General features: G+C 60.1%; 26 protein-coding genes and 1 riboswitch. Of the genes, 12 read left to right on the forward strand and 14 right to left on the reverse strand.

Annotated features, from left to right (window positions below):
- Nucleotides 1-5: 5 nt before the first annotated feature.
- The 7 genes from pal to ydfG form a co-directional block, all read right to left on the reverse strand.
- Nucleotides 6-515, reverse strand: coding sequence for a peptidoglycan-associated lipoprotein Pal (gene pal, locus GH656_RS03950; RefSeq protein WP_153074683.1), 510 nt, complete (start codon nucleotides 513-515; stop codon nucleotides 6-8).
- Between the two features lie 16 nt (nucleotides 516-531).
- Complete coding sequence (gene tolB / locus GH656_RS03955) at nucleotides 532-1,824, reverse strand: Tol-Pal system beta propeller repeat protein TolB (protein WP_153074684.1); 1,293 nt, start codon at nucleotides 1,822-1,824, stop codon at nucleotides 532-534.
- A 117-nt stretch (nucleotides 1,825-1,941) separates the two neighbouring features.
- The gene (gene tolA, locus GH656_RS03960; protein ID WP_153074685.1) at nucleotides 1,942-2,949 is read right to left on the reverse strand and encodes a cell envelope integrity protein TolA; all 1,008 of its coding nucleotides are present in this window, start codon (nucleotides 2,947-2,949) and stop codon (nucleotides 1,942-1,944) included.
- Complete coding sequence (tolR, locus tag GH656_RS03965; protein WP_153074686.1) at nucleotides 2,946-3,386, reverse strand: protein TolR; 441 nt, start codon at nucleotides 3,384-3,386, stop codon at nucleotides 2,946-2,948. Before tolR ends, tolA begins: the two co-directional genes overlap by 4 nt.
- Before the next feature lie 10 nt (nucleotides 3,387-3,396).
- The gene (gene tolQ / locus GH656_RS03970; protein ID WP_153074687.1) at nucleotides 3,397-4,074 is read right to left on the reverse strand and encodes a protein TolQ; all 678 of its coding nucleotides are present in this window, start codon (nucleotides 4,072-4,074) and stop codon (nucleotides 3,397-3,399) included.
- Nucleotides 4,075-4,267: 193 nt separating this feature from the next.
- Complete coding sequence (gene ybgC, locus GH656_RS03975) at nucleotides 4,268-4,759, reverse strand: tol-pal system-associated acyl-CoA thioesterase (RefSeq protein WP_153074688.1); 492 nt, start codon at nucleotides 4,757-4,759, stop codon at nucleotides 4,268-4,270.
- Nucleotides 4,760-4,822: 63 nt separating this feature from the next.
- Nucleotides 4,823-5,569 carry a bifunctional NADP-dependent 3-hydroxy acid dehydrogenase/3-hydroxypropionate dehydrogenase YdfG gene (gene ydfG / locus GH656_RS03980; RefSeq protein WP_153074689.1) on the reverse strand — a complete coding sequence of 249 codons (747 nt, stop codon included), beginning with the start codon at nucleotides 5,567-5,569 and terminating at the stop codon, nucleotides 4,823-4,825.
- Between the two features lie 326 nt (nucleotides 5,570-5,895).
- Nucleotides 5,896-5,997, forward strand: a riboswitch (ZMP/ZTP riboswitch).
- 200 nt (nucleotides 5,998-6,197) lie between these two features.
- Between ydfG and glyA the strand changes: the two genes are divergently transcribed.
- From glyA to GH656_RS04015, 7 genes are all read left to right on the forward strand, one after another.
- Nucleotides 6,198-7,445 carry a serine hydroxymethyltransferase gene (gene glyA / locus GH656_RS03985; protein WP_153074690.1) on the forward strand — a complete coding sequence of 416 codons (1,248 nt, stop codon included), beginning with the start codon at nucleotides 6,198-6,200 and terminating at the stop codon, nucleotides 7,443-7,445.
- A gap of 6 nt (nucleotides 7,446-7,451) precedes the next feature.
- Nucleotides 7,452-7,943, forward strand: a complete 492-nt coding sequence (gene nrdR / locus GH656_RS03990) for a transcriptional regulator NrdR (protein ID WP_153074691.1) — start codon at nucleotides 7,452-7,454, stop codon at nucleotides 7,941-7,943.
- A gap of 236 nt (nucleotides 7,944-8,179) precedes the next feature.
- Nucleotides 8,180-8,737 carry a GspH/FimT family pseudopilin gene (locus tag GH656_RS03995; protein ID WP_174769685.1) on the forward strand — a complete coding sequence of 186 codons (558 nt, stop codon included), beginning with the start codon at nucleotides 8,180-8,182 and terminating at the stop codon, nucleotides 8,735-8,737.
- Entirely contained in the window at nucleotides 8,734-9,204 is a 471-nt protein-coding gene (locus tag GH656_RS04000) for a type IV pilus modification PilV family protein (RefSeq protein WP_153074693.1), read from the forward strand. Before GH656_RS03995 ends, GH656_RS04000 begins: the two co-directional genes overlap by 4 nt.
- Nucleotides 9,201-10,049 carry a PilW family protein gene (locus GH656_RS04005; protein ID WP_153074694.1) on the forward strand — a complete coding sequence of 283 codons (849 nt, stop codon included), beginning with the start codon at nucleotides 9,201-9,203 and terminating at the stop codon, nucleotides 10,047-10,049. The genes GH656_RS04000 and GH656_RS04005 overlap by 4 nt, the downstream gene beginning before the upstream one ends.
- A gap of 50 nt (nucleotides 10,050-10,099) precedes the next feature.
- Nucleotides 10,100-10,738: a hypothetical protein gene (locus GH656_RS17710; protein WP_174769686.1), complete on the forward strand. Its 639-nt coding sequence runs from the start codon at nucleotides 10,100-10,102 to the stop codon at nucleotides 10,736-10,738.
- A 9-nt stretch (nucleotides 10,739-10,747) separates the two neighbouring features.
- Complete coding sequence (locus GH656_RS04015; RefSeq protein WP_153074695.1) at nucleotides 10,748-11,173, forward strand: type IV pilin protein; 426 nt, start codon at nucleotides 10,748-10,750, stop codon at nucleotides 11,171-11,173.
- A gap of 46 nt (nucleotides 11,174-11,219) precedes the next feature.
- On the opposite strand, the gene GH656_RS04020 is transcribed toward GH656_RS04015, so the two are convergent.
- The 3 genes from GH656_RS04020 to GH656_RS04030 all read right to left on the reverse strand — a co-directional run bounded on the left by GH656_RS04020 (nucleotide 11,220) and on the right by GH656_RS04030 (nucleotide 12,557).
- Nucleotides 11,220-11,654 carry a DUF3318 domain-containing protein gene (locus GH656_RS04020; RefSeq protein WP_153074696.1) on the reverse strand — a complete coding sequence of 145 codons (435 nt, stop codon included), beginning with the start codon at nucleotides 11,652-11,654 and terminating at the stop codon, nucleotides 11,220-11,222.
- 79 nt (nucleotides 11,655-11,733) lie between these two features.
- Nucleotides 11,734-12,123, reverse strand: a complete 390-nt coding sequence (locus GH656_RS04025; RefSeq protein WP_153074697.1) for a phage holin family protein — start codon at nucleotides 12,121-12,123, stop codon at nucleotides 11,734-11,736.
- 131 nt (nucleotides 12,124-12,254) lie between these two features.
- Nucleotides 12,255-12,557 carry an ElaB/YgaM/YqjD family protein gene (locus GH656_RS04030; protein WP_153076545.1) on the reverse strand — a complete coding sequence of 101 codons (303 nt, stop codon included), beginning with the start codon at nucleotides 12,555-12,557 and terminating at the stop codon, nucleotides 12,255-12,257.
- 423 nt (nucleotides 12,558-12,980) lie between these two features.
- Between GH656_RS04030 and GH656_RS04035 the strand changes: the two genes are divergently transcribed.
- The gene (locus GH656_RS04035) at nucleotides 12,981-13,622 is read left to right on the forward strand and encodes a peroxiredoxin (protein WP_153074698.1); all 642 of its coding nucleotides are present in this window, start codon (nucleotides 12,981-12,983) and stop codon (nucleotides 13,620-13,622) included.
- Between the two features lie 58 nt (nucleotides 13,623-13,680).
- Here the strand turns inward: GH656_RS04035 and GH656_RS04040 are convergent, their stop codons facing one another.
- The gene (locus GH656_RS04040; protein WP_174769687.1) at nucleotides 13,681-14,004 is read right to left on the reverse strand and encodes a hypothetical protein; all 324 of its coding nucleotides are present in this window, start codon (nucleotides 14,002-14,004) and stop codon (nucleotides 13,681-13,683) included.
- Complete coding sequence (locus GH656_RS04045) at nucleotides 14,001-15,191, reverse strand: acyl-CoA dehydrogenase (RefSeq protein WP_153074700.1); 1,191 nt, start codon at nucleotides 15,189-15,191, stop codon at nucleotides 14,001-14,003. The genes GH656_RS04040 and GH656_RS04045 overlap by 4 nt, the downstream gene beginning before the upstream one ends.
- A gap of 122 nt (nucleotides 15,192-15,313) precedes the next feature.
- On the opposite strand from GH656_RS04045, the gene GH656_RS04050 reads away from it, so the two are divergent.
- Nucleotides 15,314-16,105: an IclR family transcriptional regulator gene (locus tag GH656_RS04050; protein WP_153074701.1), complete on the forward strand. Its 792-nt coding sequence runs from the start codon at nucleotides 15,314-15,316 to the stop codon at nucleotides 16,103-16,105.
- A gap of 555 nt (nucleotides 16,106-16,660) precedes the next feature.
- Here the strand turns inward: GH656_RS04050 and GH656_RS04055 are convergent.
- Complete coding sequence (locus GH656_RS04055; RefSeq protein ID WP_153074702.1) at nucleotides 16,661-17,491, reverse strand: EAL domain-containing protein; 831 nt, start codon at nucleotides 17,489-17,491, stop codon at nucleotides 16,661-16,663.
- Nucleotides 17,492-17,830: 339 nt separating this feature from the next.
- Between GH656_RS04055 and GH656_RS04060 the strand changes: the two genes are divergently transcribed.
- Genes GH656_RS04060 through fahA form a run of 3 tightly spaced genes read left to right on the forward strand, consistent with a single transcriptional unit; the run spans nucleotide 17,831 to nucleotide 21,907 of the window.
- A complete protein-coding gene (locus GH656_RS04060) occupies nucleotides 17,831-19,183 on the forward strand; it encodes an MFS transporter (protein ID WP_153074703.1) in 1,353 nt (450 codons plus the stop codon).
- A 37-nt stretch (nucleotides 19,184-19,220) separates the two neighbouring features.
- A complete protein-coding gene (hmgA, locus tag GH656_RS04065; protein ID WP_153074704.1) occupies nucleotides 19,221-20,570 on the forward strand; it encodes a homogentisate 1,2-dioxygenase in 1,350 nt (449 codons plus the stop codon).
- Nucleotides 20,567-21,907 (forward strand): fumarylacetoacetase, encoded by a 1,341-nt coding sequence (fahA, locus tag GH656_RS04070; protein WP_153074705.1) that lies wholly within the window; start codon nucleotides 20,567-20,569, stop codon nucleotides 21,905-21,907. The genes hmgA and fahA overlap by 4 nt, the downstream gene beginning before the upstream one ends.
- Here fahA and GH656_RS04075 read toward each other — a convergent pair.
- The gene (locus GH656_RS04075; RefSeq protein ID WP_153074706.1) at nucleotides 21,828-23,492 is read right to left on the reverse strand and encodes a hypothetical protein; all 1,665 of its coding nucleotides are present in this window, start codon (nucleotides 23,490-23,492) and stop codon (nucleotides 21,828-21,830) included. The genes fahA and GH656_RS04075 overlap by 80 nt on opposite strands.
- Between the last annotated feature and the right edge of the window lie 57 nt (nucleotides 23,493-23,549).

Below are 23,549 nucleotides of genomic sequence, written 5' to 3' on the forward strand. Positions count from 1 at the left end.
GCGGGTTACTGTTGATAAACGAGATCTGAACGGCGGTTTTGTGCCCATGACGCTTCGTCATGACCGGTTGCCATTGGCTTTTCTTTACCCAGGCTCACCGCTTCCATTTGCGAGTCGGCTACGCCGAGCAGTGCCATGGAGCGGCGCACGGCTTCAGCCCGTTTCTGCCCAAGCGCGAGGTTGTACTCGCTGGTGCCGCGTTCGTCGGTATTGCCCTGGATCAGCACGCGGCGGTCCGGATGGCTTTTCAGATACTGCGCATGCTGTTGCAGCAGCGGCTGATAGCTGTCCTCAACCGAGTAGCTGTCGAAGTCGAAATAAATGCTGCGTTTGGCCAGCGGGCTGTTTGGATCGTTCAGCGGGTCAATCGTGACCTGGGTGACCGCGTTCGGGTTCGGCTGGGTGCTGACTGCGCCACCTTTATTGGCGTTGTCGTCGAGTTTCACTCCTGAATGGCAGGCGGCCAATGCACTAACGGTCAGTACGGATAATGCGATGCGTAGTTTGGACATCATTTTTACTCTCCTTGTGTTATTGCCTAAACGGACCCCATGACGGCTCACGAACACTGCCGCCCGGAACGGACAGGACCTGCCGGGTGCGACCGTCGGTCGACACTGCCGCTAACACGCCACGGCCGTTCACCTGTGTGGCGTAAAGAAGGTACTGACCATTCGCCGCGTAGCTGGGCGATTCGTCGTGTGTGGTGTCGGTCAGGCCTGTCGCTGTGCCGGACTGAAGGTCTTGTACGTAAAGCCGGAAGCCGCCGCCGCTGCGCGAGATATAGGCGAGCTGCTTGCCGTCAGGGCTCACGCGCGGGCTGGTGTTGTAGGCGCCATTGAAGGTCACGCGCTGGGCTGCGCCCGCGCTTTCGCCTTGTGCGGACATGCGGTAGATCTGCGGTGCGCCGCCACGGTCGCTCGTGAAGTAGATCGACTGGCCATCCGGTGAGAACGCGGGCTCGGTATCAATCGAGCTGCTTTGGGTCAGGCGGCGCAGGCCGCTGCCGTCAACATTGACCGCGAAAATCTGGGTATTGCCGGTGCGGGAGAGCGCGACGGCCAGGGTGCGGCCATCTGGCGACCACGCAGGCGCGCTGTTATTGCCCTTCTGGTTGGACACCACGATGCGGCGGCCAGTGGGCAGGTCGTGAATATAGACAACCGGTTTTTTCTTTTCGAACGAGACATACGCGACCTTGGTGCCGTCTGGCGACCACGCGGGCGAAATGATCGGTTCGGGGCTGGAGAGCGCGATGCGGGCGTCTTGCCCGTCTGAATCGGAAATCTGCAACTGGTAACGGTTACCTGCTTTGACGATGTAGGACAGGCGGGTGTTGAACACGCCGCGCACGCCCATCAGTTGCTGGTAGATGTAATCGGAAACGCGGTGCGCGTTGGCGCGCAATTCAGTGGCGGGGCCTGCTAGTGCCAGGCCACCCAGGCTTTGCTGCTTCACGGTGTCATACAGCTTGAAGCGGATTTCGTACTGGCCATTTGCCAGCCGGTTCACGCTGCCCGACACGAAAGCATTGGCCCCTTTGGCTTTCCAGCTGCCCAGGTCAACCGCATCACCTTCGGCGACCGGTGTGGTGCCAGCGTCGATATTGGTGAATTTGCCGCTGCGCTGCAGATCCTGGCGCACGATTGCGCTGACCTGCTGAGGGGCCGCGGCTTCATTGGCGAAGGTCGCCACCGCGATGGGAAACTGGGTTGAGCCAACGCCAGTCACAAGGACGTTGAGTTGCGCGTTGGCGGCACTGCCCGCTGCTATCAGGCAGGACGCCAGAAGTGTTTGCAGGCCTAGTCTAATCATCAAGCTCATGCTGTGTGAATCCCCCAAAACAGTTGTTTCAACACGCTACGCCAGCAGACAGAGACAGACTAGGAAATGGCTGATTCGTTCCCGGGTGCTGCTGCCGGGGTGCCACTGGGTCTGCCACTATCCTGCTGGACGTAATGTGATCGTAAAGCTGGCAGGTGCCTTGCCATTGGTATCGAGTGGCATCGGATCTGAGCGCTGCACCGCCCGTAATGCAGCGTCGTCCCACTGGGCGTTGCCGCTGCTACGAGTGATGGTTGCGCTCAGCAAGGTGCCGGTGGGTGAGCAGCGTACCGCAACGACGGTTTCGAGGCTTTGAGTGTCACCTGCCCACACGATGTTCGGCCGCACGCGCCGCTGAACTTTCTCGGCATAGCCAGCAGAAGCAGCATTACCGCCTGCGCCGCTGCCATTGCCGCTTTTTGCCAGGCCGTTGCCGGTTGAGCCTTCGCCGCCCGCCATTCCGCGTAACTGCGCGAGCCGCGCGCGCCGTGCTTCATCCAGTTTCTTCGCTTGGGCATCGGCCTGAGCCTTGGCTTTGGCGGCCTTCTGGGCCTCGGCTTTTTTCTGTGCGTCGGCGGCCTGGGCCTGTTGCTGCTCGGCCTGCTTTTGCTCTTTTTCTTTCTGCTGTTCTTTTTGCTGCTGTTGTTGCTTTTGTTGCTCCGCTAGCTGCTGCTTCTGTTTTTCTGCCAGTTGCTTTTGTTTGGCCGCTGCGGCTTTTTGTGCGGCTTGATCGGCGGCGAGTTGCTGCTGGCGTTTGGCTTCAGCTTCCTGCTGAGCTTGCAGCAACTGCTGTTGGCGCAACTGTTCGGCAAGCTGTGCCTGGCGCGCGGCTTCGCGTTGTTGACGTTTTTTCTGCTGAAGCGCGATCTCTGCGTCTTCGTCGGGCAGCACCGGTGCAGGGGCGACCGGTGCCGGAGGCGGCGGGACCGGGCGCGGCGTGGGGGTGTCCGGGATCTCGCTCCATAGCTCTGCTTCAGCGCCCGCAGGCGTGCTGTTTTGCCACTGGATGCCGTGATACAGGAAAAATCCGAGCAGCACGTGCATGGCCAGCGCGAAGACGAATGCGCGCCCTGTGCCGCGTTCACGCGGTGGCTGGAGCGGAAGGTCGGTATTCCTGCGGTTCATTGTGATTTGACGAGGAGCCCAACGCGTTTCACGCCACGTGCTTTCAGCTCGGACATGACATTCATCACGGCTTCGTATTTCACGGTTTTGTCGGCGGCGATCACCATGGGCTGATCGGGATGCGTTTGCTGGCGATCCGTCACGAAGCTATTTAGATCTGCCCTGGTCATATCTTCCTGTTGCGTCGCACCAGCGTCATCTTTGTATTTGATGCTCATGTTGCCGTCCGCGCGGATATTCACTACGACGGGGGGCATCTGCTGCTGTGGCGCAGCTCCGCCGACGGTTGGCAGGTTGACGATAGTTGGCGCGACCAGCGGGGCCGTCACCATGAAAATCACCAGCAAGACGAGCATCACGTCGATGTACGGCACGACGTTGATGTCGGACATCGCGCGGCGTGTCGTACGGCTGCTGCGCATGGAAGAACCAGCCATCGTGGGCTCCTTATTGCGCCTGGCGCTGCAAGATGTTCGAGAACTCTTCGATGAAGGTTTCGAAGCGAATGGCAAGACGGTCGATATCGTGCGCGTAGCGGTTATACGCGACCACTGCGGGGATCGCCGCGAACAGGCCGATGGCCGTCGCCGTCAGGGCCTCGGCAATGCCGGGCGCGACGTTGGCGAGGGTGGCCTGCTGCACGTTGGCGAGGCCGCGAAACGCGTTCATGATCCCCCAGACCGTGCCAAACAAGCCGATATACGGACTGACCGAACCCACCGAAGCGAGAAACGAGAGATTGGCTTCCAGCGCATCCATTTCGCGCTGGAAGGCCGCGCGCATCGCGCGGCGCGCGCCATCCAGAATCGCGCCTGGATCATTCAGGCGCTTTTCTTTGCCCTTCAGGAATTCACGCATGCCGGATTCGAAGATCCGTTCCAGTGCGCCAATAGTGTGGCGATTGTGGGCTGCGCTCTGATACAGCGCCTGGAGATCGCCGCCTGACCAGAAATCGCGCTCGAAGCGCTCGGTTTGCGCCCGGGCGCGGCGGATCGCAAACCATTTGCGGAAGATGAAGGTCCACGACAGCAGCGACAGTAGCAACAGCAGCGCCATCACCGCCTGGGCCAGCAGGCTCGCATTGAGGACAAGGGAGATGATCGACAGATCTTGGGTAGGGTTCATAGAGTTTCGCTATAACGTCCCGGAAAGGCGTATCCGGCTGGGAGAGGGACGGTTGAGTGGCAAAAAAACGGAAAGCCCCGCTGGGCTGCTGGCCGAACCATGCTGGGTTGCACGTGGATTGCGTGAATCAAGTGGTGCCTGGTGTTTGGTGCCTGGTGCTGGTGGAGAGCGGCGCATGAAAAGCAGACAAGGTTCAGGCGCTTGACTCTGCGGTACGGTGGCTGGGTGGTCCGCGCCGTAATGCTTCAAGGACTGGCGGCGGAATCGCGGTGGGGCGTAACGCACTGCGCCCAACGCAGCCAACCCGGATCGTGCCGGTTGTCAGCAGTGCTCCATCACGCCACGCTTCCTGGATGAAATCGATCGAAGCGCGCCCGATCCGGGCAATCTGGCTCACGATAGTGAGCATGTCGTCAAGCCGGGCGGGGGCGCGATAGTCGAGCGCTGCGCGGGACACCACGAACTGCGCGTCACCTTTGCTGGCCAGCTTGTGCTGGTTGATGCCACAGGCACGCAGCCATTCGGTGCGGGCCCGCTCGAAAAACTTCAGATAGTTCGCATAAAACACGATGCCGCCCGCATCGGTGTCTTCGTAATACACCCGGACGGACCAGTTGAAATGGAGTTCGACGGCAGACGGGGATTGACTCTGGCTCTGGCTGGTAGGCGGATTCATGCGGCGCATTTTACTGGAAGCTGTTTCGCTGGCGTGATTTGATTTGGCGTGCCATGTGTGCCCCCAGCGCGCTTAGCCGCGATGAATTGACAGGCTAGCGAACGATTGCGCGACCGGCATAAGTTCGATGGTGTTGATATTCACATGCGCTGGCCGCGTGGCGATCCAGTAGATCGAGTCGGCGATGTCTTCGGCGGAGAGCGCCTGGACGTTCTGGTAAACGTTGGCGGCTTTGCTGTCGTCGCCATGAAAGCGGATATTCGAAAACTCAGTGCCGCCGCATAGCCCGGGTTCGATGTTGGTGACACGTATGGCGGTGCCGGTGAGGTCTGCCCGCAGGTTCAGGCTGAACTGCTGGACAAAGGCTTTGGTCGCGCCATATACGTTGCCGCCAGGGTACGGCCAGTTGCCAGCCGTCGAGCCGATATTGAACACGTGACCACGATTGCGTTCGAGCATCCCGGGCAGCAACGCCCGCGTGACTTGCACGAGGCCGGTGCAGTTGGTGTCGATCATGGTTTGCCAGTCGTCGAGTGCAGCGCGTTGTGCGAGTTCTTGCCCGAGCGCCAGCCCTGCGTTGTTGACCAGCACGTCGATGGCAGCAAACCTGGCGGGCAGTGTGGCGGGGATGGCCGCGACGGCAGCGCGGTCGCGCACGTCAAGTGCGTATGGCAGTAATGCTTCGCCAAGCTCATCCGCGAGTGCTTGCAGGCGTTCGATGCGGCGTGCGGCGGCGATCACCTGATGGCCACCTTTAACAAAAGCGCGGGCGATTGCTGCGCCAAACCCTGATGACGCTCCGGTGACAAATACGATCATGACGGCTCCGTGAGCGGTAACAAGAACAAGAAAAAGAAAGAGCCAAAGACTACTTGTAAATGCCGTGGTGCAGCAAGAGGCGCGGCAGGTGCTGGCCTGTCTCTGCTGCGCGGGTGTTCCGTCATGGCAGCGGGCGCTGCGGCCAGGTGCCGGAAAGACGCTTGGCAAAGACATGGCGTTGATTGCTGGGCAGGGGACGGGCAGGGCCTTATGGAGCGCTTGGCCGGGCGGTTGACAGAGCAGTTGAGGAGGCATTTCACGTGAGGAATCTGGGTGCTTTCGGGCCTGGTTGCCTATTCAGAAGGCTTCCAATAAACTAGCGCGCTTAACCCGTGCGTAACTGGCGATAAAGCCCTTTAGGGCCAAGGTGGAGCACCCCACCGTGAAGCGCAGGGGGTTGTTTTTTGCCGTTCGCCTGGGCAGCCGGAATCCGTGGGCCATATGCGCTGCTGGCGGCTGTCCTGTCTTGTGAGCGGCTTTCTCTTTCTGCCTGAATCCGCTCCGTCAAGGTTAGTCCCGTCCCCAGCCGCCGCGCGTGCCAGTTGTGCATGTGGTTCGTGTGGCCTGCGCATGTGAGCGGCGGTTCGCGCATGATCCGGTCAACCTGAACATCCATAACGGAACTTTTATGTTTGACAGAGCCCAGAGCACTATCGCCAATATCGACCCTGACCTGTGGCAGGCGATCCAGCAGGAAAACCGCCGCCAGGAAGATCACATTGAGCTGATCGCGTCGGAAAACTACACGAGCCCGGCTGTCATGGCCGCGCAGGGCTCGCAACTGACCAACAAGTACGCCGAAGGTTATCCAGGCAAGCGCTATTACGGTGGCTGCGAGTACGTCGACATCGTTGAGCAACTGGCGCTTGATCGCGTCAAGCAGATCTTCGGCGCTGAGGCGGCCAACGTGCAGCCTAATTCTGGTTCGCAGGCCAACCAGGGCGTGTTCTTTGCAATGCTCAAGCCAGGCGACACCATCATGGGGATGAGTCTCGCGCATGGCGGTCACCTGACGCACGGCTCGCCCGTCAACATGTCGGGAAAGTGGTTCAACGTGGTGAGCTACGGCCTGAATGAAGCCGAAGATATCGACTACGCAGCGGCAGAAAAACTCGCGCAGGAGCACAAGCCGAAGATGATCGTGGCGGGCGCTTCCGCGTTCGCGCTGCACATTGATTTTGAGCATCTGGCAAAAATCGCCCGCTCGGTGGGCGCGTATTTCATGGTCGACATGGCGCATTACGCTGGGCTTATCGCCGCAGGGGTTTATCCGAACCCAGTGCCGCATGCCGACTTCGTGACCACCACCACGCACAAGAGCCTGCGTGGCCCGCGCGGTGGTGTGATCCTGATGAAGTCCGAATTCGAAAAAGTGATTAATTCGGCGATCTTCCCTGGCATCCAGGGTGGCCCGCTGATGCATGTGATCGCAGCTAAGGCCGTGGCTTTCAAGGAAGCGCTTGCGCCAGAGTTCAAGGTGTATCAGCAACAGGTGCTCGAGAATGCACGGGTTCTGGCTGAAACCCTGGTGCAGCGTGGCTTGCGCATTGTGTCGGGCCGCACTGAGAGCCATGTGATGCTGGTCGACCTGCGCGCCAAGCAGATCACCGGCAAGGCGGCAGAAGCCGCGCTGGGCGCGGCGCACATCACGGTGAACAAGAACGCGATTCCTAACGATCCTGAAAAGCCATTTGTGACGAGCGGTGTGCGTCTCGGTTCGCCCGCGATGACCACGCGCGGTTTTGGCGTGGAGGAAGCTGTTCAGGTTGGGCATCTGATTGCGGATGTGCTGGACCATCCTGAAGACGCTGGCGTGATCGAACGTGTGCGTGGCCAGGTGAGCGAGCTGACACGCCGCTTTCCGGTTTATCGCTAGGCCGCGATGCATTGTCCTTTTTGTCGGCACGAAGATACCCAGGTCGCTGATTCGCGGGTATCCGAAGACGGCGCGGTGATTCGCCGCCGCCGCCGCTGCCCAGCCTGCGATAAACGTTTTACGACGTATGAGCGGATTGAGCTGGCGTTGCCGTCGGTCGTCAAAAAGGATCGCAGCCGCACTGAGTTCGACCGCCGCAAGATCGTGGCCAGCATGCAACTGGCGTTGCGCAAGCGCCCAGTTGCAGCTGACGCGATTGACGCTGCAGTGGCACGCATCGAAGATCAACTCCTGGGCAGCGGTGAGCGTGAAGTGCACAGCGAGCGCCTTGGCGAGCTGGTCATGAATGAGTTGCGCGCGCTCGACACCATTGCTTATGTTCGTTTTGCTTCCGTGTACCGGCGCTTTGAAGATGTGTCTGAGTTTGAAGACGTGATCGAAGAGTTTCGCCGCATGGCCAATTCCCCCGCCCCGGGCCGTTCGCCCAAAAAACGCTGAGCTTGAATCTGGGTTTGGACCTGAGTTTGGACTTGGACTTGGGTTTGGACTATTAACCAGCCGCATTCGCAGTTTCCTTCGCGTTTTCATCGCTATTTCCCCCGTTCAGTTCTGACCATTACGCGTGCATTGTTGCGCGGTTCAATCCCTGTCCGTTAGCTAGCCATTCGGCTAATTGTCACGCTGTGCCTGGCACACTACATTGGCTGCATTCTTTGACGTAATCAGGGATGCAGATGAAATTTAGTGCTGTGTCAAAACAGGTTTCAGGTGGTTTCACGCTGATCGAAACTCTGATGGTGATTGCGCTGGCGTTGCTGATTGCAACGCTGGCGGTGCCATCGTTCGTGCTCTGGCAGGTGCGCGACCAGGTTGATAGCCGTGCTCGCACATTTGCGGCCACGTTGGGATTTGCTCGCAGTGAAGCGGTGCGGCGCGGTGTGCCCGTCACGGTGTGCCGCACGGATCAGGCGAGGCAGTGCCTCGGGGTAGCGCAGCCTTGTGGCGGCGCGCATGACTGGTCGTGCGGTTGGGCGGTGATCGCTGAGCCTGCCGGGGCGCAAAAAGTACTACGGGCCCAGTCAAGCGAGCTGGACGTGCGAATTTCTGGTGTGCTGAGTGATTTGACCTTTACGCCACCGGCAGGGCAATTGATCGGCCGTTTTCGCCGCTTTGAAATTGCGCCACGCGTAGCTTCCCAGGAAATGCAGGGGCCGCGTTTTCAGCGCTGCATCCGGATTGCCGCAGGGGGCCGTGTCCGGCTGGCAGAAGGTTCATGTGGAGCAAGACCATGAGCCGCAGACGGGTTGCGCAGTGTGCTGGCATTGCGCTGGTCGAAGTCATGCTCGCTATCGTCTTGATGGCGGTGAATGCGATGGGTCTGATTGCCACGCAGTTATGGACGGTGCGTGAGACGCGCGCGATGTTGCTGCGCGAGCAGGCCTGGTTTTTTGCCGATGCTCTCGCTGAGGCGGCGCATGGCGTTGAGGCTGGTACGCGGGTTCAGCAGTGGCAGGGTCGGGCCGTGGATGCGTTGCCGCAGGCGCGTGTGCGTGTGACGTATTCGGGTGGGGCAGGCATGGCGCAGGTGAGCTGGGCTTCGGTGCGTGGCGTGTCAGCCCGTGTGCCAACGCTCCAGACACCTTCGGCACCTCAGGAATCAGACTGCGCTGAGCGGTCAGGTGACTTAGGTGACTTAGGTAACTTAAGTGACTCAGGTGACGTTGGCAACGCATGTGCTTCGCTGGGGTTTGCTGCATGAGGCCTCGCTTTGCTGTCCACTTCGTTCGCCGCCATGCTCGTTTCTGCACGCGTGGTCATACGCTGCTTGAACTGCTGATTGCGCTCGCGCTGGGGCTGGTCGTGACGGCCGGTGCGGTGTCGCTGTATCAGTCGCAACGCAATGCGTTCCAGCGCGCAGGGGATGCACTCCAGATGAATGAGGCGGGGAGGGCTGCGCTGACGCTAATCGGCCAGCAGATTCAAATGGCGGGCTTCACCTTTGCCGATCTGCCACGTGATCAGCGTCCGGCCCAACCTTTGCCAGCGGTGTTCGGTTGCAGCGGTGCGCGCCCTGCAGGATCGGGTGCTGGCGGCAAGTTCACCTGTTCACCTTTGGCGAGCCAGTCTGACGGGATTCTCATTCGCTATTTCGACGATGGTCTGGCGACATGGAGATCCGCAGCTGGGTTGGCGACGGATTGTCTTGGCCAGGGCGTGAACTCCGTGAGCCCGATGGGCGCGGCAATTACGAATCTTTATTACGCGAGGATGAGTGGCTCGACAGGCCAGCCTGAACTGTATTGCGAAGGTAGCGGCAAGCCTGGTTCAGCGCAGCCCGTGGTTGAAGGGGTAGAGCGTCTGCTGGTTCGGTACTGGTCAGAAGGGGCGGTACAGGCGCTCGCGGCACACATGCTCACGCCTGAACAATGGCGTCATGTGGTGGCGGTTGATGTGTGTGTGCTGGTGCGCGGAGGGGTACAGCCGCAAGCCGCGCCTTATGTCGATTGCGAGGGGGTGACGGGGGTCAGCAGTGACAGCCGCATGCGGCGAGCGTTCTGGCGTCACGTGGCGCTGCGCAATGTGCAGGGTGGTGCGTTGCGATGACGTGCCGGTTGCACTTTCTCCTGCGCTTGCGCCCACATCGCGCGGCCGTCATGCGGACGATGACGGCAACCCCGGCACGCTCACGTGGAGCGGTACTGCCCGTCGTTCTGCTCTTCGCCGCGATGATGCTGGCCACGACCGCGGCATGGTTCGAGCTTTCGCTGGCCGCGACACGCGGTGCAGCGAACACACATGATTCGCTGCAGGCTTTTCATGCGGCGGATGCCGCGCTGATGTTGTGCGCCCGTTCTGTGCTGGCGGAGGTAGTTGATGAGGCCGTTGACCGGACGGGTAGCGCTGATCGACGTGATCGCGCCACCATCGCGCAACAGCAACAGCAACAGCAACAGCAACAGCAACAGCAACAGCAACAGCAACAGCAACAGCAACAGCAACAGCAACAGTCGCCCCCAGAGCATCCCGGGAATCCCACTACGCGTCTGACTCAAGCCGTCTTCGATGCGGCGGCTATTACACCGTTGCCACGCTGGCGCGGCTCAATTCGCCCGCCGCGCTGCCTGATTCAGGCGCTTCCTTTGCTTAAGCGTCCTGAGGCTCGTGCCTGGCGTTTGAGCGCGCAAGGGTTTGGCGCAACGCTGGAAACCCAAGTCTGGTTACAGCTTGACCTGGTGCTTGAGGATGGCGAGATCGAGCGGCATTGGCGGCGCATCGCCGCACGGCCGTTTTAGGGGAAGCGCATGACGCTACGCGCAAGAGGATTCACGTTGCTGGAACTGATGATCGTGCTGGCGATTGGCGCTACGCTCGCGGCGTTTGCGGTGCCGTCGTATTTCAATCAGGTGGTGCAGGCGCACCGGATGGAGGCAGTAGCTGCGCTTTATCGCGCTGCGCAGTTTCTTGAGTCGAATGCGGGAAATGCTGGAGAAGGCTTGCCCGGTGGGCTGGACCAGGCACCGTCAGTGGGAACGGCGGTGTACCGCTTGCGTGTGGTGCCAGCGGATGTGCCGGGAGGGGACTACGTGCTGGAGGCACAGCCAGTGGAGTCCGGGCCGATGCATGCCGATGCCTGCGGTGTTTTCGTGCTGGATGCCAGCGGACAGCGCAGCAACCGCGATGGGAATTTAGCCGGAGCGGGTGCCCGAACCTGCTGGAGCACCCGTTAGCTCGTGCTGGACGTTAGATCTAAGCGCAGAGGCGGTTGGTGTGCGGCTAGCGTGCGTCTTTGCGGGTGTCGCGCCGGATTTGTTTCCATACGCGGTACGTTTCCCATGCGGCGAAGCTCAGGCTGCCCCATTTGAGGATGGGTACCGCGCTGGCGATCAGCGTGGTGCGCAATGGTTTGGCGAGTAACAGTGAGGCCAGTGAGCTAAGCAAGGGGTACTGCTTGAGCAGCGAGCCAAACTGGGTTCCGGTATTTTTTGCTGCACCCCAGCGTAGGTTGCCAAGGCTGGGCACCAGGAATTTGATCCAGTTGAAGCTGGCGACGGCCTGGCGGAGTTCGGCGGTGGCCTGGCCAAGCTCCTCGCGTTCGAGATCCGCACGAATAATCAGCAACTGCTTGCGTACCGCGCGCAGACCCGGTGTGCTCAGGTCTTTGGCAACCGGTCGCCGCTCTGAAACGTTATCGGATTGGGTTGAGCTCATAAGGGAGTGGGCAGTAGCGGTGGGCAGAAGGAGCGATTAAGCGGACAGCAAGGCCAGGGTCGGACTGACGCTGCGGGCTTTATTGCCGGCGAAAGAGTTCCCGGTCTTTTTCGAATTCGTTGAGCGTGGCTTCGAAAATATTGGGTACTTGCTGCAGCCCGCGGCGGGCACGTAACGCACAGAAAATGGCGGCTAGCGCATAGACGCCCGTAATGCTGCCGAGTGCCGCCCAACGCCAGGGCGTGTTCCAGAAAACGATGGCGATCAGTGCGGTGAGGGCAATTAATGCCATGGTGGCCAGCATCATCGCTGCCAGGCCGAAAAACAGTGTGCTGAACAAACGGCTTTTTTCTTCGGCCAGCTCGATGCCGGCGAGTTCAAGCCGTGTTTGCAGAATGGCGAAAACGGAGCCGAAGAGGCGGCGTAACGGACTGGAGTCCGCACGCTGCGATGGGTTGTCGATCGTCATGACTGAGGGCGCGTTCCCGTGCGTGGATTCCGTGCGTAGCGATACGCGAAAAAAGTCCGGCCAGCGAGTGGTGTGTGCCGGCCGGCCTGATTTGATAGCGCGCCGGTGAGATTGCCCGGGCAGGCTACGCGTTACTTGCGATTTATCAGCAGACCGATCAGTGCGCCGATACCAGCGGCAATGCCAATGGAGGCCCATGGATGCTCGTGGACATAATCGTCCGTGGCGCGTGCTGCTTTTTTGCCTTTTTCAACGACGACGACTTGTACGTCAGCGGCTTTTTCTTTGGCTTGCTTGATGCGGGCCAGGGTTGTTTCGCGCAATTCTGACGCGCGTTCACCGGTGGCGCTAGCCGCTTGCTTCAACAAATCTTCTGCATCTGCGAGAACAGTTTTGATATCCGACATCGATGGCTCCTTATTGATTTCTGACATTGACAGCTTCTTTCTCGTCGCGTCAAACGTGAATCGTAACCAAAGAAATGGTCTCTGGCGAGCGCATTCACGCATGTTTCGTTCCAGGGATGCCGCTGCTGGAGCATTCATGTGACTTGTACGGCATAGCCAAAGCGTGAAGGGTATGGCGTACAGGTGCTGTACAGGTGCCAGGGCAGCGTGCTTGAGAGGGACCAAGCCAGACATCAGTTTTTGCTGCTGTCACCGTAGTTTTTGCAACCTGGCGGCGTCATTTGCCGAAGCGCGGCGCAAATGAAAGAGAAAAACTTATAACGAACCGCTTATAACGGTCTGACGTAATGTTTGTTCGCCGAGTTGCACCACTGCCGTATGCTGGCCGTTTTGCCACGTCCTGCGGGCATGCTGTTGCTTTGGGCCCGCTCAACCTTCAGGAGCCGCACCATGAGTCTACGTCTCGGCGATACCGCCCCCGATTTCGAACAGGAATCCAGCGTTGGTCCTATTCGCTTTCATGAATGGCTGGGCAAGAGTTGGGGGGTGCTGTTTTCGCATCCAGCTGATTTCACACCGGTTTGCACCACTGAACTTGGTCTGACGGCCAAGCTCGCCAGCGAATTTGAGCGGCGTAATGTCAAAACGATTGCGTTGTCGGTGGATAGCGCGGAATCGCACAAAGAGTGGATCAAGGACATTAACGAAACGCAGGCTGCCAACGTCGGTTTTCCGATTCTTGCCGATGGCAACCGCAAGGTTGCTGAGCTGTACGACATGATTCATCCGAATGCGAGCGCGACGCTGACGGTGCGTTCGCTGTTTGTGATTGATCCGGAGAAAAAGGTGCGGCTAATCATCACGTATCCGGCTAGCACCGGGCGGAACTTTGATGAAGTGCTGCGGGTGATTGATTCGTTGCAACTCACCGATCACCATCAGGTGGCGACCCCGGGCAACTGGAAGCAGGGCGATGACGTCGTGATCGTGCCGTCGCTGAAAGATGAAGCCGTGATCCAGCAAAAATTTCCGAAAGGCTATAAGGCATTGCGTCCGTATCTGCGGATGACGCCTCAGCCTGACAAGAAATAACGTTTTGTCTGTGGGTCCTGACTCGGGCGTTTGGCTTCACTCCCTGTTCTGTTTTTGTCTATCGTGTCTGGCAGCGTCCTGTCTGGTAGCCCGCCAAGCTATCCCAACCCCCAGCCCCGCGCATCGTGACTGACGTTACCGCGCGGGGCTGGAGGTTTTCTGGCCAGATACGCGTGAAAGCGGACCCAGGAGCGACCTGGAAGGGAGGTGGCTTGCACAGCCCCCGCCAGCTCAGCCAGCTCAGCCAGCTCAGCCAGCTCAGCCAGCTCAGCCAGCCCAGCCAGCCCAGCCCAGCCCAGCCCAGCCCAGCCCAGCCCAGCCCAGCCCAGCCCAGCCCAGCCCAGCCCAGCCCAGCCCAGCCCCCCAAAAAAATCCCCGTCAAAAAAACGCCTGAATACCCGTCTGGGCGCGGCCCAGAATGAGTGCATGAATATCGTGGGTGCCTTCGTAGGTATTCACGACTTCGAGGTTGACCAGGTGCCGTGCCACGCCGAATTCATCTGAAATGCCGTTGCCGCCCAACATGTCGCGCGCTAGCCGGGCGATATCGAGCGCTTTGCCGCACGAGTTGCGTTTCATCATCGAAGTGATCTCGACTGCCGCGCTGCCTTCTTCTTTCATGCGCCCCAGTCGCAGCACGCCTTGCAGTGCGAGCGTGAGCTCGGTTTGCATGTCGACCAGTTTTTTCTGGATCAACTGGTTGGCCGCGAGCGGCCGGCCGAATTGTTTGCGCTCCAGGGTGTATTGCCGCGCTGTGTGCCAGCAATCTTCGGCCGCGCCTAGCGCGCCCCACGCAATGCCGTAGCGCGCTGAATCGAGGCAGGTAAAGGGGCCGCGCAGTCCGCGTACGTGCGGCAGCAGGCTGGCTTCGGGTACGAACACCTGATCAAGCACGATCTCACCGGTGATCGACGCGCGCAGCCCCACCTTGCCGTGAATCGTAGGGGCGGAGAGCCCCTTCCAGCCTTTTTCGAGAATAAAGCCGCGAATCGTGTCCTTGCCGTCTTCGGTGAGCTTGGCCCAGATCACGAAGACGTCGGCGATCGGCGCATTGGTGATCCACATCTTCGCGCCCGAGAGGGTATAGCCGCCATCCACCGGTGTGGCTCGGGTCACCATGCTGCCCGGGTCGGAGCCGTGGTCGGGTTCGGTCAGGCCGAAGCAGCCGATCCATTCGCCGCTGGCCAGTTTGGGCAGGTAGCGGGCTTTTTGTTCCTCTGTGCCAAATTCAAAGATCGGCACCATCACCAGCGATGACTGCACCGACATCATCGAGCGGTAACCGGAGTCGACCCGTTCCACTTCGCGGGCAATCAGGCCGTAGCTGACGTAGTTCAGGCCGGGGCCGCCGTATTGCTCGGGAATCGTGGGGCCAAGCAGGCCAATGGCCCCCATTTCACGGAAGATCTCAACCTCGGTGGTTTCGCGCCGGAACGCGTTCAGCACGCGTGGTGCGAGCTTGTCCTGGGCATAGGCGGCGGCCGCGTCGCGCACCATGCGCTCGTCATCGGTGAGTTGCTGGTCGAGCAGCAGCGGGTCTGCCCAGTGAAATTGCGCGGTGGCGGCCATAACGCTTCTCCTTGTCTGGAATGATTGACGGATGAACGGAATAGATGAATAAACTTAAAACTTGACGAAAGTTCTGCTGTGCGGAACAATGTTTTGCAAAATTTCCACGAGTGTATCACCCGATGAAACCCCCTTTGATGAACCTTTCTGTGTCTGCTGAGGCGCTTGATGAGCGCAAGTTCGTGGTTGCGCTGGCGCGCGGGCTTGAGCTGCTGCGGGCGTTTCGCCCGGGTGAGACGCTGTTGGGAAATGGCGATCTGGCCGCGCGGACAGGTTTGCCGAAGGCGACCGTCAATCGCCTGGCTTATACGCTCACGACGCTGGGCTATTTGCGTTTCGATGAGCAGTTGGGCAAATACGCGCTGGATGCGGGTGTGCTGTCGCTGGGGTTCGCGCTGCTGTCGGGTTCTGACACGCTGGAACTCGCGCGGCCTCATCTGCGCAGGCTGGCACGCGAGGTGGGGGCGGCGGTGTCGCTGGGCTGCCGCGATGGGCTTGACATGATTTATCTGGAAACGGTGCGCAGCGAAACTGCGCTGACGCTGGGGCTGGCCTCGGGCTCAAGGCTGTCGATGCTGACGAGTTCGATGGGGCGGGCGTGGCTGGCGGTTCAGCCGGAGGTTGAGCGCGCCGAGCTGCTCGCGGAACTGGCCGCTGGGGCGCAGAACCCGGCATGGCTGGCAGGGGCGCAGCAGGAGATCAAGGCGTTCGCGCAGACGGGCTGCTGCTTTTCTTTCCGCGCGTGGCACGACGATGTGAATGCGGTGGCGGTGCCGTTCCGGGAGCCGCGCGATGGACGCTGGCTGGTGCTGAGCTGCAGCGGGCCGGCTTCGTCAATGAGTGAGGCGGTGTTTCGTGACAGCATTGCGCCGCGTCTGAAAGCGCTGGCGCGGCGGTTGGGTGTGACGGGCTGAAGCGGCGCGGGGGCTAGGCTGGCGCGGCGCGTGATGCTGTGGCACAGCTTTGAGCCCGCTTTTCGCGCTGGCTTTACCTCGTTAAGGCTGCGAATTAACTAATAACAATTAGTTAATGTTTCGCCTTCGGTGATGTGGTGGCGAGAACCACAGCCCTTGCACGAACCGCATCGAACTGCGCATCGTGATTGATAGCGGTGAAGCCATATGAGCTCTGGCTGGCGCGATATGCGATGGTGTGCCCACGTCATTGCCGTAGCAACATCTACCGCCCTACCTCTAGCGGTGGGGAGAACAGCAGCCCTGCACACGGTGATTGATAACGCTGAAGCCACAGGCCCGAACTGGCGCGATACGCGATGCTGTAGCCCACTTCTACCCCATTGCCGCAGCAACACTTGGCAGCCTGCCTCCAGCGACGGCGAGAACCACAGCCCTTGCACGAACCGCATCGAACTGCGCATCGTTACTGACTCCGTTGAAGCCACAGGCCCGAACTGGCGCGATACGCGATGCTGTAGCCCACGCCCACCATCCCCATTACCGCAATAACACCTAACGCCTCACCTCCAGCGGCGGGGAGAACAGCGGCCCTTGCACGAATTGCACATCAAACTGGCGCAGCAGCTCGAACTGCGCTTCGTTACTGATCCCGGTGAAAATCAGCGGAATGCGCAGCCGTTTGGCGTAGCCCGCTAATGGCTTGACCACGGCATCGCGCAACGCGCTGCTGGCATCCATCATGATGAAATCGAGCCGTGCCATATCGGGCATCGACATGATCTGTCCGGCGTTGGGCAGGTTGCCTGCTACCCGGAAGCCATGGCGCTGGTAGCTCTTGGTCAGATATTCCAGAAACGTGCGATGCGCGACCGCTGCTGAGGGCAGCTCGATCACGATGCGCGCCGGGTTGAGTCCGAACGACAGCAGCACGGTCGAAAAATGCCGGCCATGGTCGTACTTGACGCTCTTGAGCAAACGCTCGTGAACCCGCAAAAACAGCAGCCCATGCCGCTGCGCGCCAAAAAAGTTGAACGCGTGCATCGCACGTGAGAGGCGGTCTAGCGTGACTAGTTCTGTTTCGCTGGCGATGGGGCCGAATGGGTCACGCGCATCACGGGGCTCCTTCTGCGTGTGATCCTGCCGCAGTGTCTGCGCCTGAAACCCCAGTTCGTCACCGAAACGTTCCGCGCTGTGCGGCGCGGCACTGAGCGATTGCGCCAGTGCATTCACGCTGATGTCGAAAATGGGTTCGTAGGCACTGCCTAGTTTGATCTCGGCAAACTGCGCGATGACGTGGCCGTTGGCGTCGAGCGTCAGATGGTCTTGTAAAAACGGATGGTGCGCCGCGCGGGCGGCGAGATCAGTAATGGTGTGCGCAATCATGGATGAGTGTGCGGCGAAAGCGCCGGAGTGAGCCGCAAGATAAGCCGCAGCAGGGCGCTGCGGTGGGGGGATGGTAACAGTGCGCAGTGGGCCTGGTTGTATCGGGTTCTGATAAAGATATCGGCCACGCGGGGATGCACTACATGGGGTTGCAACAATATATCCACAATAAATTATTCAATCCGTAATTAATTTCTCTATGGTAAATTCGGCGCGGTTTGGTCTGACGCGCCCTGCCGGGGTTATTTGACTCATATCCAGCGGATTCATATCCAGCGGATTCATACCCGGCGGAGTCACACCAAACTCACTAAAAAAACCTTCTCAGGAGACAACGTGATGAGTGTTCAGCCGTCCGCGGCCAGCGTGATCGAAATCGAGCGTGTGCTGGCGGGTTCGTCCCGGCCGGGGTTTCAATGGTTGCTGTTCGCGTTGTGCGGGCTGTGTCTGGTGATTGATGGCTTCGATGCCCAGGCCATGGGCTATGTCGCGCCGAGTGTGATCGGCGAATGGCATGTGTCGAAAGCTACGCTAGGCCCGGTCTTCAGCGCCAGCCTGTTCGGCATGCTGCTGGGTGCGCTGGGGCTCTCGGTGCTGGCTGACCGGATCGGGCGGCGGCCCGTGCTGATTGGCGCGACATTGTTTTTCGCGCTGTCGATGCTGGCCACGCCGCTGGTTAGCACGATCCCCGGTTTGATCGCGCTGCGTTTTATCACTGGGCTCGGGCTCGGTTGCATCATGCCCAACGCGATGGCGCTCGTCGGTGAGTTTTCCAGCCCTGCGCACCGGGTCAAACGAATGATGCTGGTGTCGTGCGGTTTCACGCTGGGTGCGGCGCTGGGTGGTTTCCTCAGTGCCGCGCTGATTCCGGCCTATGGCTGGCGCGCGGTGTTTTGGGTGGGCGGGGCGGTGCCGCTGGTGCTGGCACTGGTGATGCTGGTGGCGTTGCCGGAGTCGTTGCAGTTTCTGGTGCTCAAAGGCGATCAGGCGCGCGCCCGGCGCTGGCTGGCGAAGTTCGATCCGGCGTTGCGGCTGGATGCCAGCACGCGTCTGGTGGTGAGTGAGCCGCCCATGCGCGGTGCGCCGGTTGCGGAGCTGTTTCGCGCGGGCCGGGGGCCGGTCACGCTGGTTCTCTGGGCGATTAGCTTGATGAACCTGATGGATCTGTATTTCCTCTCGAACTGGCTGCCCACCGTAATGCGTGATGCGGGTTATACGCCTGCGATGGCGGTGATCGTCGGTACTACGTTGCAAACCGGTGGGGTGATCGGCACTTTGCTGCTAGGGGTGTTGATCGAGCGCTTTGGCTTCGTGCGGGTGTTGTTCGGCTGTTTTGCTGCGGCGGCGTTGTTTGTCGGGGCGATTGGCGCGGTGGCGCATGCGCTGCCGTGGTTGTTGCTGGTGGTGTTTGCGGGTGGCTTTTGTGTGGTCGGTGGCCAGCCTGCGGTGAATGCGCTGGCTGGGCATTATTACCCCACCGCGCTGCGTTCGACCGGGATCGGCTGGAGCCTCGGCATTGGCCGGATTGGCTCGGTGATCGGGCCGTTGGTTGGTGGCCAGCTGATTGCGCTGAACTGGTCGAATACCGCGTTGTTTCAGGCGGCGGCGCTGCCGGTGCTGGGTTCGGCGCTGCTGGTGCTGGTGCTGGCGCTGGTAACCCGGCGCGGCTTGCTGGGCGCGCAAGCGGTGTGACGCGCAATGGAGACAATAGAGAAAACGGAGAAACGTGATGCAAGTTCCTATCCAACCCGCTGGCCAACTGCGAGCGGAGCTTGAGCCTGGTTATCAGTCGGGTTTTGCCAACGAATTCGCTACAGAAGCGCTGCCCGGTGCCTTGCCACAAGGGCGTAACTCGCCGCAGCGCGCGGCGTATGGCCTGTATGCCGAGCAGCTTTCCGGCACGGCGTTCACCGCGCCGCGCGCGGATAACCGGCGTAGCTGGCTGTACCGCTTGCGGCCCGCAGCGGTGCATCAGCCGTTTGTGCGGCTGGCACCGCACCGGCTGAGCCGGATCGTGGCGAACTTCCACGATGTGCCGCCTACGCCGCCGAATCCGCTGCGCTGGGACCCGTTGCCGCTGCCGGCTGAGCCGACCGATTTCATCGACGGCTGGAGCACGATGGCGGGCAATGGCGCGGCGGAGGCGATGAGTGGCTGTGCGATTCATTGCTATGTGGCGAACCGCTCGATGGACGGGCGTTTTTTCTATAACGCCGATGGCGAGTTGCTGATCGTGCCGCAGGAAGGCCGGTTGCAGATTGCGACCGAACTGGGGCGGCTTGATGTGGGGCCCGGTGAGATCGCGGTGATTCCGCGCGGGGTGCGTTTTGCGGTGACGCTGCCGGATGGCGTCGCGCGTGGCTATCTGGCCGAAAACTTCGGTGCGCTGCTCCGTCTGCCAGATCTGGGCCCGATTGGCTCGAATGGTCTGGCTCAGCCCCGTGATTTTCTGACGCCGCATGCGGCCTATGAAGACCGCGAAGGCGCGTTTGAACTCGTCACCAAGGTGAATGGCGTGCTCTGGCATGCGCCGCTGGGTCATTCGCCGCTCGATGTGGTGGCTTGGCATGGCAATTACGCGCCGTACAAATACGATTTGCGCCGCTTCAATACGCTGGGTTCGATCAGCTTCGATCACCCTGATCCGTCGATTTTTCTGGTGCTGCAAGCGCCGAGCGATACGCCGGGTGTCGATACGCTGGATTTCGTGATTTTTCCGCCGCGCTGGCTGGTGGCGGAAGACACCTTTCGCCCGCCGTGGTTTCACCGCAATGTGGCGAGCGAATTCATGGGCCTGGTGCAGGGGGTGTACGACGCCAAGGCGGCGGGTTTTGTGCCGGGCGGCGCGAGCTTGCACAACTGCATGGTGGCGCATGGGCCCGATGCTGAGACGTTCGCGCGGGCCTCGCATAGCGACACCACTACGCCGCATAAAGTCAGCGATACGCTGGCCTTCATGTTCGAAACCCGCACCTTGCTCAAGCCGACGCGCTTTGCGCTCGAAGAAGCGCCTTTGCAGGCGGATTACTTCGAATGCTGGCAGGGCCTGACGAAACATTTCACTCCGGAGCAGCGATGAGCATGACGCATGAGCTTCAGGCGACGTGGGCTGCGTCGCGCAAGAGCTGGCTTGAGAGCGCGAACCATCCCACTTGTGATTTTTCGCTGCAGAACCTGCCGTTCGGCATTTTCAGTTCGGTGTCCCAGCCTGAGCCTCGGGTGGGGGTGGCGCTGGGCGAGATGATTGTCGATCTGGCGGCGCTGCATGACGCGGGGCTGTTGACGCTGTCTTCAGCCGCACACGCTGGGGTGCTGCGTCAACGTGTGCTGAACGGTTTCATCGCGCTCGGGCGTGAGACGTGGCGCAGCGTGCGAATTCAGTTAAGCGCGTTATTCGCCCGCGAGACGGCGACCCTGCGTGACGCGCCCGCGCTGCGTGATCAGGTGCTGCTGCGCCAGGATCAGGCCACCTTGCATCTGCCACTCGATATTCCTGGCTACACCGATTTCTATTCTTCGAAAGAACACGCGACTAACGTCGGCTCGATGTTCCGTGACCCAGCGCAGGCGCTGTTGCCGAACTGGACTGAAATGCCGATTGGCTATAACGGCCGGGCTTCGTCAGTGGTGCTGAGTGGCACGCCGGTGCGGCGGCCGCAGGGCCAGTTGAAGCTGCCGGGCAGTGAGCGGCCGGTGTTTGGCCCATGCCGCAAGCTGGATTTCGAACTGGAAACGGCTTTCATCATCGGCCGTGGCAATGCGCTGGGGGAGCCAGTGAGCTGTGCTGAGGCGGAAGACCATATCTTCGGCATGGTGCTGCTCAATGACTGGAGCGCGCGCGATATCCAGCAATGGGAATACGTGCCGCTCGGGCCTTTCAATGCCAAGACCTTCGCCACCACGATTTCGCCCTGGGTGGTCACGCTGGATGCGTTGGAGCCGTTTCGGGTGGCGCAGCCGCTTCAGTCGCCCGAGCCGTTGGCCTATCTGCGCCATGGTGCGGCAGCGGGAGTCGAGGGGGCAGAGCGGACAGAGGGGGCCCCAGCGCACGCGTTTGATATCGCGCTGGAAGCGCGGTTGCTGCCTGCGGGTGCTGCGCAGCCGGAGGTGATTAGCCAAACTAACTTCCGCTATTTGTACTGGACCATGGCGCAGCAACTGGCGCATCACACCGTTTCGGGCTGTAACACTCGGGTGGGCGACCTGATGGGCTCGGGCACGATCAGCGGGCCCACGCCAGCTTCGTCTGGCAGCTTGCTGGAGCTGAGCCGCAATGGCGCGACGCCGCTGCAACTGGCGGGAGGCACGCGCAGCTTCATCGAAGATGGCGACGCAATCACGCTGGCGGGCTGGTGCCAGGGCGCGGGCTATAGGGTCGGGTTTGGGCTGTGCGAAGGGGAGGTGAGGCCGGCCTGAGCGCCCCCAGCGATAAGCAAAAACGGCGCTGCCCCAGGGTTGCGGGCCAGCGCCGGTGATGCGCGGGTGGCTGCGCTATTCCAGGCGGCCTGGGTTGATGGACGATGAGGTGCTTGTGAATCCTGGAGCGTTTTTTTTTGAACATGCTGTTCTGGTTTGAGATCACATGTTTGAATCGTCCCAGCCGGCTGCGCTGCTCGTCAGTGGTTGTCCGGGCGAGAAATTTCTGCAGCAAGGCATCGTCGACTGTTTTGCAAGAATGTATTTGCGCTGTGTCTGTCGCTACCCGGCATAGCCTGATCGACTCACGCAGGATGCATACCTGCTCATACCGCACATCAATCAGAGAAAAACGGCCTAAATCGTCGGGTCCATCGAAGCAAAACCCGGCACCGATTTCCTCTTCTTCTGGGAAATATTTGTCCAGGATTTCTTGTGGCGGCAGGATTTTGTCGATGATTTCGGGCGGTAGCGTGGCGAAATGCAAATAAATTTCCGCTGGAACCAGGAAGTTGAGATCGGGGTTGGGGCGAGTGTGTTGCTGCAGTGCCAGCGCGAGCCGCGTCCAGCCGTTTTCATCGGGTTTGTCATTGCCGAGGCCGGGCTGCATCAGGAAATCGACTATCGCGCCGTTCATATAGGTGAGCGCGTGCTTGAGCAGGTCAGGATGTTTCGGCGCGTATTGCCGTGGAGAGACGATGGCCGAGTGCATTGAGTCGCTGTCGAGCTCGTCATCTGAGCTGTCGTCTGGTTCTTCCAGCAACAAGTTGTCTGGGACTGCACCGGAGTTTGGGGCCGGGTCCCTCGGATCGCATCTATTCAGTCTTTGTTGACTTTTCAGTTCCTGCGCTATCTTTAGTTCCTCCTCCCTTTCCTGCGTCCTCTCTTGTTCCCGCCTCATCTCCTGCAACAGGATTTCTTTCTTGCTGGGGGAAGGGATGAGGGAGGCTCCGTCGAATTCGATTCTTCGCTCCATCTTCAGCAACAGGTTTGCCATGTCGATTTGGCTCAACTTGGCGAACTCGATAGCGATTTCGCCATGCAGGCGTTTCATAGCCTCGTCTGCTTCTACGTCAGGACCGAGTTCTTTGAGCAGCCACTTTTGCAGGATTTTATGGACTGAGTCGTGGGGGCGCTCCGTCATCGTGCTGAGCAGGGTATTTCCTTCCTTGTCGGACCCTAGCGGATCTGGCAAGGCTGAACTCAGCAGTACGGCCAGATAGGCATCACGCCTGTTGGCAGAACCACTAGGAACCTGGTAAGGATTTTTTATGGAGATATCGCTGGTGAACAAGATGCTATGCGAAACAGACGGTTGACCGCTGCGTAATTGCTTGGCAAGTTTCTTGATTTCTGTCGATTCTTTCTTGGTTAGGCACGGATCCCGCTTGTCGTTGCTATTTTTTATAAAATTATTAAATGCTTTAACAATAGTTAATTTAACCATGATGGCCGCCTTTGATCGAAAAATAATGTAATGAGAGGCTCGTTTTTTTATGCGCATTGGCGCATGCAATAGAGTGCTCAGCAACGAGCGAGGATAAAAAATATCGCCTCGCTCGTGCAGGTAATCCCCCGGTTTCATTTGCCACCTTGGGTGGCGTCATATTTTTCGTTGTGTGGATTCTAGCCTGAAAATGCT

It is taken from the genome of Paraburkholderia bonniea (assembly GCF_009455625.1).
Classification (GTDB): domain Bacteria; phylum Pseudomonadota; class Gammaproteobacteria; order Burkholderiales; family Burkholderiaceae; genus Paraburkholderia; species Paraburkholderia bonniea.

Coding starts and splice junctions, on each gene's coding strand:
- pal (WP_153074683.1), bottom strand. CDS start 515: ATGATGTCCAAACTACGCATCGCATTATCCGTACTGACCGTTAGTGCA.
- tolB (WP_153074684.1), bottom strand. CDS start 1,824: ATGAGCTTGATGATTAGACTAGGCCTGCAAACACTTCTGGCGTCCTGC.
- tolA (WP_153074685.1), bottom strand. CDS start 2,949: ATGAACCGCAGGAATACCGACCTTCCGCTCCAGCCACCGCGTGAACGC.
- tolR (WP_153074686.1), bottom strand. CDS start 3,386: ATGGCTGGTTCTTCCATGCGCAGCAGCCGTACGACACGCCGCGCGATG.
- tolQ (WP_153074687.1), bottom strand. CDS start 4,074: ATGAACCCTACCCAAGATCTGTCGATCATCTCCCTTGTCCTCAATGCG.
- ybgC (WP_153074688.1), bottom strand. CDS start 4,759: ATGCGCCGCATGAATCCGCCTACCAGCCAGAGCCAGAGTCAATCCCCG.
- ydfG (WP_153074689.1), bottom strand. CDS start 5,569: ATGATCGTATTTGTCACCGGAGCGTCATCAGGGTTTGGCGCAGCAATC.
- glyA (WP_153074690.1), top strand. CDS start 6,198: ATGTTTGACAGAGCCCAGAGCACTATCGCCAATATCGACCCTGACCTG.
- nrdR (WP_153074691.1), top strand. CDS start 7,452: ATGCATTGTCCTTTTTGTCGGCACGAAGATACCCAGGTCGCTGATTCG.
- GH656_RS03995 (WP_174769685.1), top strand. CDS start 8,180: ATGAAATTTAGTGCTGTGTCAAAACAGGTTTCAGGTGGTTTCACGCTG.
- GH656_RS04000 (WP_153074693.1), top strand. CDS start 8,734: ATGAGCCGCAGACGGGTTGCGCAGTGTGCTGGCATTGCGCTGGTCGAA.
- GH656_RS04005 (WP_153074694.1), top strand. CDS start 9,201: ATGAGGCCTCGCTTTGCTGTCCACTTCGTTCGCCGCCATGCTCGTTTC.
- GH656_RS17710 (WP_174769686.1), top strand. CDS start 10,100: ATGCGGACGATGACGGCAACCCCGGCACGCTCACGTGGAGCGGTACTG.
- GH656_RS04015 (WP_153074695.1), top strand. CDS start 10,748: ATGACGCTACGCGCAAGAGGATTCACGTTGCTGGAACTGATGATCGTG.
- GH656_RS04020 (WP_153074696.1), bottom strand. CDS start 11,654: ATGAGCTCAACCCAATCCGATAACGTTTCAGAGCGGCGACCGGTTGCC.
- GH656_RS04025 (WP_153074697.1), bottom strand. CDS start 12,123: ATGACGATCGACAACCCATCGCAGCGTGCGGACTCCAGTCCGTTACGC.
- GH656_RS04030 (WP_153076545.1), bottom strand. CDS start 12,557: ATGTCAGAAATCAATAAGGAGCCATCGATGTCGGATATCAAAACTGTT.
- GH656_RS04035 (WP_153074698.1), top strand. CDS start 12,981: ATGAGTCTACGTCTCGGCGATACCGCCCCCGATTTCGAACAGGAATCC.
- GH656_RS04045 (WP_153074700.1), bottom strand. CDS start 15,191: ATGGCCGCCACCGCGCAATTTCACTGGGCAGACCCGCTGCTGCTCGAC.
- GH656_RS04050 (WP_153074701.1), top strand. CDS start 15,314: ATGAAACCCCCTTTGATGAACCTTTCTGTGTCTGCTGAGGCGCTTGAT.
- GH656_RS04055 (WP_153074702.1), bottom strand. CDS start 17,491: ATGATTGCGCACACCATTACTGATCTCGCCGCCCGCGCGGCGCACCAT.
- GH656_RS04060 (WP_153074703.1), top strand. CDS start 17,831: ATGAGTGTTCAGCCGTCCGCGGCCAGCGTGATCGAAATCGAGCGTGTG.
- hmgA (WP_153074704.1), top strand. CDS start 19,221: ATGCAAGTTCCTATCCAACCCGCTGGCCAACTGCGAGCGGAGCTTGAG.
- fahA (WP_153074705.1), top strand. CDS start 20,567: ATGAGCATGACGCATGAGCTTCAGGCGACGTGGGCTGCGTCGCGCAAG.
- GH656_RS04075 (WP_153074706.1), bottom strand. CDS start 23,492: ATGAAACCGGGGGATTACCTGCACGAGCGAGGCGATATTTTTTATCCT.